Below are 6,245 nucleotides of genomic sequence, written 5' to 3'. Positions count from 1 at the left end.
TAGTTAAAATAGCTCAAGGCTGTGTTGCTCTCAATCCCAATAGCCAGCTATTGCTCAATCGAGCGCCTTACCTTGAGTTATTTTTCCTGCGCACAACAAGATCACAAACTTAATGGAACTGGTATTATATAAATGATGACTAATTTTACGCAACACCAATCATAATTTACATTTAATTAATAAGTTTTACATTATGTTAATAATCACGCAAAATAAACTGATAGCAATTTAAATCATGAATTAGCCATCATTGAGCGACATTCAGTCATAAATAAAAGCTAAGTTCTAGCTATTAATAAAAACAAGGACATGTATGAAGGGACAAATTAAAAACATGCGTTTAATATTGGTTATTTTATTTAGCTCACTATTTTTACAAGCATGTGGTGGTTCAAGTGATACCACACCAACATTCACCATTAGTTCATCAATTTCATCGGTCGCATTTAACCATGAATTTTTACAAGCAGAAACTAATACTATTGTCCTTGATGTAACCTTTGATGGTGGTGGGTTATTACTCGGTTTCGCCCCTACTGCAAAGCCTGTAGGCTGGTTAAACTATCGTATTACCAACCTAACAGCAACCTCTGCAACTATTCATATTGATGTAGTTAACGCTAATAGCATCCCAGCTGATCTTTACGGTACAACCTTAAGATTATCCAGTGGCGATACGGCAACAACAAACTTAGCCCATACCGATATAAATGTTTCATTACTGGTTTGGCAGGCCCTTACCTATGATGATACTTATGGTGTTGACACTATTGCCTCAAAAACACTTACACTGAGCTCGAGCACAGATAACTTAACCTTAGCAAGCTCAGTGCCTTGGCTCAGCCTTGAAAAAAGCTTTTTTGATGGTGTAACAACCATTACCGCCACCCCTAATGTTAGTAACTTTAGCGTAGCAGGATTTTATCCAGCGACCATCGATATCACCAGTCCACTAGGCACAACAAAGTATCCGGTTGAATTGAGCTTAGACAACATTCATTTATTTGCTGACAGAGCAAGCGTTGCCTTAGCACAAACGGCTAATATTAGTAACAGCCAAACTACCCTTAAAATTAATTCAAATAGTATTTTGCCTTGGGGCTGGCAAGCAACGACTGAAGCGGCGTGGTTAACCCTAGCGCCTAACGCTGACACTAATGAATTAACCTTGATTGCCGACAGTACGGCCTTAGCGAATAACGCAACAACCCTTGCCAAAATCACCCTTAGTGGCAATGCACAAACCACCGCCACTGCAGAAACTATTCAAGTAAGCTTTTATAAATCTGACTTGCTCAGTGAAAATAATGCTCTAGAAATTCTGGTTAATACTGATGGCGTGGTGACTAACCCTTTACTGCCGCAGTATTATGTTGCCACCAACAATGAGCTACGCAGCTATCACCTTTATACTAATGAATTATTATCCACAACCGTTATAGCGCCGGCAGATACTTTACTAGAGCAGCTGATTATTCACCCAGATGCTAGCATGATGTTAGCGAAAGCGGTCGAAACTACCTTTATTGATGAAAACACCAGTGAAACCATCATCCATAGATATCAAATCAAGCTCAGTGACATGAGTTTTATTGAGTTAAACGACTTTGATATTACTAATGAACCCATGAAGTTTATCCGCCTTGATGGTCGCTACTTTGTTGCAACCGCCGTTTTAGAGTTTACCGATGAAAACCTAATACGTGTCGGTTTCGACGGGCCCAACGCCTTTTTTGCTCGAGCGTTTAATGTCGCCGAGAAAAATCAAACCCTGTTCGCCTTAGACATAAGCACTAGCGATGATTTAATGTCAATAAAGCGTTTAAATGTCAATGTGAATGATTTTGGTCGTAACCCCATCACCACAAAAATAAGCCACAGTTACCGGCCTGAACTATTAGCTGAAAACGAGCAAATTAACGACTTCTATGTTACCGCTGATGAGCAAAATATCTATGCGATTAGCCCAACAAGTGAATGGATAAGTTTTGACGGCACAACATTTATCGACAATGGTGTGCTAAATAGCGATGAAACCATCACCAATTTAGCCCTTGCGCATAGTGCTAATGATCGCCCTCACTATGTTAGATTTGACTCAGAAGTTGGTTTTAAAGTCGACGTCTATAACGAGCAACAAACCATTGCTAACACTATCGAGCTAGGTTCAAATCAACCAGCCAAAATGTTAATTGCCAATGGTGATAGCCGTGCGGTTATAACATCAACGAGTGCTGATAGCATAGATGTCATCACCTTAAGCCAATTTTCAAGCTCGGTTGAAACACTCGCCTTTAGCACAACTTTTGGCGATAGCGCCATAACACAACAAACACTGACACTGTCGAATGTTTCCAAAGATTGGCAAGCAACGGCCAGTGCACCTTGGCTGATACTAGCACCGCAGAGTGATGAAAATGGTGAGAGAATATTAATTGATATCGATCGCAGTTTAATCACAGATTGGGGTTTAATGACCGCTAGTATTTCAATATACGATCCGGCGAGTGGCACCACCCAAGTGATTACAGTTGAACTGGCTATTGATGCCATAAGATTAAGTAGTAACTACCCGTCTCTGGCTTTTAATAGTTTAGCCACCGAGCAAACATTAGTGCATACCCTCGATATTTTAACCAACAGCGAAACTAATATTGCTTGGCAAGCCAGTACCGATGTTAGCTGGTTATCGTTATCAACTGACAGCACTAATAACACACTAACTATCACCGGCACACCCGCCAATATAGCCACTAACGGCGTCCATAATGCAGTAATAACCTTATCGGCTACTACCGCCGACACCGCGTTATTGGGCCGTATTAATGTTACCTTCAATAAAGGCGCAGATGATGCCAATGATGTCGATGTTAGTAATATTAGCTTTAATACCTCAGGCCTTGTGCTAGATCCCATGCGACCTTACGTTTATATTGCTCAAGGCGATACACTCAGTACCTACCATGTTATTTCTGGCGCGTTAATTAACAGCACAAGGTCACCATTAGTCGACGTCGATTTAACCAACTTAGTGATCCACCCTGATGGCTCAATGCTGTTAGCGTCAAGTAGCGAAACTTATTTAGATGAAGATGGGCTTGAACAAAGTCGAATTAATCATTATCAATTTGACTTAAACAACTATCAATTTAGCCAAATAAACACTGGCAACGTCAGCATAGAGTACCGCCCGCTGATGATAAAAATAATCGCTGGAATACCCCTTGTTATCACACAAACGCTTGAATATGCCGACCTAAACTTAGTGCGACAATATTGGGATCAAGAAAATGCATTTTTTGTTGCAACCATTGCCCAAGCTAACAGTACTAATACATTTATGACCTATAAGCAAGCAACCATCTCGCTTGCACGCTATGCGCTAAGTTATAATGCCTATGCCAGTGAAACGATTTCAGTAACGAACGAACCCGCTTATACCAATGCAGCCTTTACTGACTTATCCAACTTTGCTTTGAGTCATAACGCTAATACGATTTATAGCGCTAATAATACCAGCGAATGGGCAAGTTTTGACGGCGCTATCTACACAGACAACGGCCTACTTCAAGGCAATACTAATGTACAAAGCTTTAACACCGCCACAGATACCGGTAACAACAGTTACTTCTACCGTTTTGATCCAACCTTGGGCATGACTTATAGTAAATATAACGCGGCTCAAGTAGAGCTTTGGTCAGAGGTTGTAGCGGGCGGTAGCGCTGAAAGTTACTTATTGCCCGCTTACCAACGAGTGCTGATTTATGATGCAGAAACATCGACCTTAAAGTTACGCTCTCACCAGTAATTGTAAGCTAAAACATAGTGCTTACCTTTACTGGCCAGATAAAAAATAAGTAAATAAGCAAATAAAAAAAGACTAAAAAACGCTAGCCTAACCGTGTATTTTTCGCTTTGAAGGCATTAGTTACTGCACACTTCTAAGCGCAACTAATCACTAAAACTTGACATAGTTGATGATATTTACAAGGTGAATTGCTCTTAGAAGCTGTGTGTAAAATAGTAGCATCGAATTATTATGCGCAGTATTAATACCAATCCCATTAAATCATTGCTCATTTGTGCTGGTTAAAATACACCATGTCAGCGTTGCTCTGATATATTTTTCCTACGCACAACAAGATCACAAAATTAATGGGATTGGTATAAATTAAGAGACATTTTACGCCAGAACTTAATCTACAGAACCTTATTTCGCTGATATTGTCTAATCATGTCAGTTCAAAATAGTTTTCACAGCAGTTGGCCACGAAACCCACTATTTCTTTACACTAATGACGACAACTGTTCTGACAAAGGGTAAACAAGTGTGATTACGTTAAAAAGTTAATGAGTGAGATAAATTAAAAAATATTAACGATGAAACTCAGTGCTAGGTTTTATAACCTCGGTTAAAGTGATTTTTCAATCATTCTCCCTGGTTATCTACATGCGCCTGAAGATTATTAACTAATAAGGACTGTCGACTGACTTTCCATCCGAGGAATCCCAAAAAGCGCCTTTCTTTAACAGGCCATGTTGGCATTCTTTAGAATATGCTTTTTGTAATAGTGTATTAACGGCGCCACTTACTGCAAAAAAATCTGGTAATAGTTTATCAATAATAACCTGATCTCCAGAGCTTTTTGCATTGAGCATAATTTTGGCCAATTCATAACTTTTCTTGTATGCGGTATTAAGCTCATCATACATTAAGACATTGACACTATCGGTAACCTCACGCAAAAATAGTCCAGCTGGCTCATTTTCTGACTCAAATTGTACGATCCTAATATTAGCGTTCGACATATACAAAGAAGAATGAACTTTTCTAACCCACTCTATATAGTCAACCATTGCCTTGTAAAGGTGGCCATGGACAAAAGTATTCCAAACAGTTTCTTGATTTATAAATTCGATAAAAGTTGCAAGCCCTAATGGCTTGCTGATGTAATAACCCTGTACATGTTCACAACCAATACCCATTAGATACCCTATTATGTCAGGGTCTTCCACACCCTCTGCCACAGAGTCCATATTAAGCTGGTGCGCGAGTTTAATACTATGATCCAGAAGTGTCAGGCCATCAGGTGTGGACATCGCATCACTGGTAATGCTGTAATCTATTTTTAAAGTGGTAAATGGCAAATTCCTTAATTGCTCAAAAGTAGCATAGCCAGTACCGTAATCATCAATCGCAAGTCCAATATGATTTGCTTTCAGTTCAGCGATTTGTAGCAAGCCAGTATTGCTAAAAGACAAAACAGAGTTCTCGGTTAGTTCGAGCTTTATTTTAGAACGATCGACACCAGAATAGTCAATAATATTCAATAATGTTGGAATGAATGTATCGTCGCTCAGATCTTTGGCTGAGATATTTAACGATGAAACTATCGTATTATCTACCTGAAGTATCTTTTTTTGATCATCCAAGAAATGAGCTATCATGGCCTTGGTTATTTCGGTTATAAAGCCAGTTTCTTCCGCAAAAGGGATGAATTTTGCAGCGGGGATCAGATCGCCATTAGCTTTCTGCCATCGGATAAGCGCTTCAGCCCCGTCAATTTTTCCGGTTCTTAATGAAAGAATAGGCTGATAATGAAAAAGAAACTCATCATTTTTTAAGGCGTTTGATAAATCTTCTACGGTTAACTTCTGTCCATTCATTTGCTTATCCTTGCTATCTAATGTTTCTGGTGAGGCTCTAGAAAAAGTAGATTCTGGCCATTCAACACTTCACATTGGTTGTAATTTCAACATCTATAACTCTGCCTAGAGTCAACGTACTTTGCAATTGTTTTATTCGTGAAAGTGCTGATCAACTATGCCACCCATGATCAACTATGCCACCCATGATAACGCCGAGCCATAATTGCAAGTAACTTACGGGTATTTATAGCTTATTAAAATATCCACCGATGAAGTAAATTGCGGTTATCTTCGGGCTTACCGCTCATATTAGTAAAACCCTTGAATTTGAGCCAAGTTAAAACCGTTATCACGATCAACTATGCCACCCATGATCAAGCCACGATCAACTATGCCACCCATGATAACGCCAAGCCATAATTGTAAGTAACTTACGGGTATTTATAGCTTATTAAAATATCCACTCATAAAGTAAATTGCGGTTATCTTCGGGCTTACCGCTCATATTGGTAAAACCCTTGAATTTGAGCCAAGTTAAAGCCGTTATTATAAAATAACATCAAGTCACTCACTGTTTAACTGTGACGTTATGCGCT

General features: G+C 39.3%; 2 protein-coding genes. One reads left to right on the top strand and one right to left on the bottom strand.

Features of this window, described 5'->3' with window-relative positions:
- Positions 1–313 precede the first annotated feature (313 nt).
- Positions 314–3,808, top strand: a complete 3,495-nt coding sequence (locus ESZ39_RS16880; RefSeq protein WP_146881092.1) for a hypothetical protein — start codon at positions 314–316, stop codon at positions 3,806–3,808.
- Positions 3,809–4,470: 662 nt separating this feature from the next.
- Here ESZ39_RS16880 and ESZ39_RS16875 read toward each other — a convergent pair.
- Positions 4,471–5,667, bottom strand: a complete 1,197-nt coding sequence (locus ESZ39_RS16875) for an EAL domain-containing protein (RefSeq protein ID WP_146881091.1) — start codon at positions 5,665–5,667, stop codon at positions 4,471–4,473.
- Between the last annotated feature and the right edge of the window lie 578 nt (positions 5,668–6,245).

This window comes from Colwellia sp. C1TZA3 (assembly GCF_007954265.1).
Classification (GTDB): Bacteria; Pseudomonadota; Gammaproteobacteria; order Enterobacterales; family Alteromonadaceae; genus Cognaticolwellia.
Note: the sequence above shows the minus strand (reverse complement) of the source record. Positions and strands in the feature narration are given on the sequence as shown.

Excerpts from the sequence above, each read along its gene's own strand:
- ESZ39_RS16880 (WP_146881092.1), top strand. The coding sequence starts at position 314 with ATGAAGGGACAAATTAAAAACATGCGTTTAATATTGGTTATTTTATTT.
- ESZ39_RS16875 (WP_146881091.1), bottom strand. The coding sequence starts at position 5,667 with ATGAATGGACAGAAGTTAACCGTAGAAGATTTATCAAACGCCTTAAAA.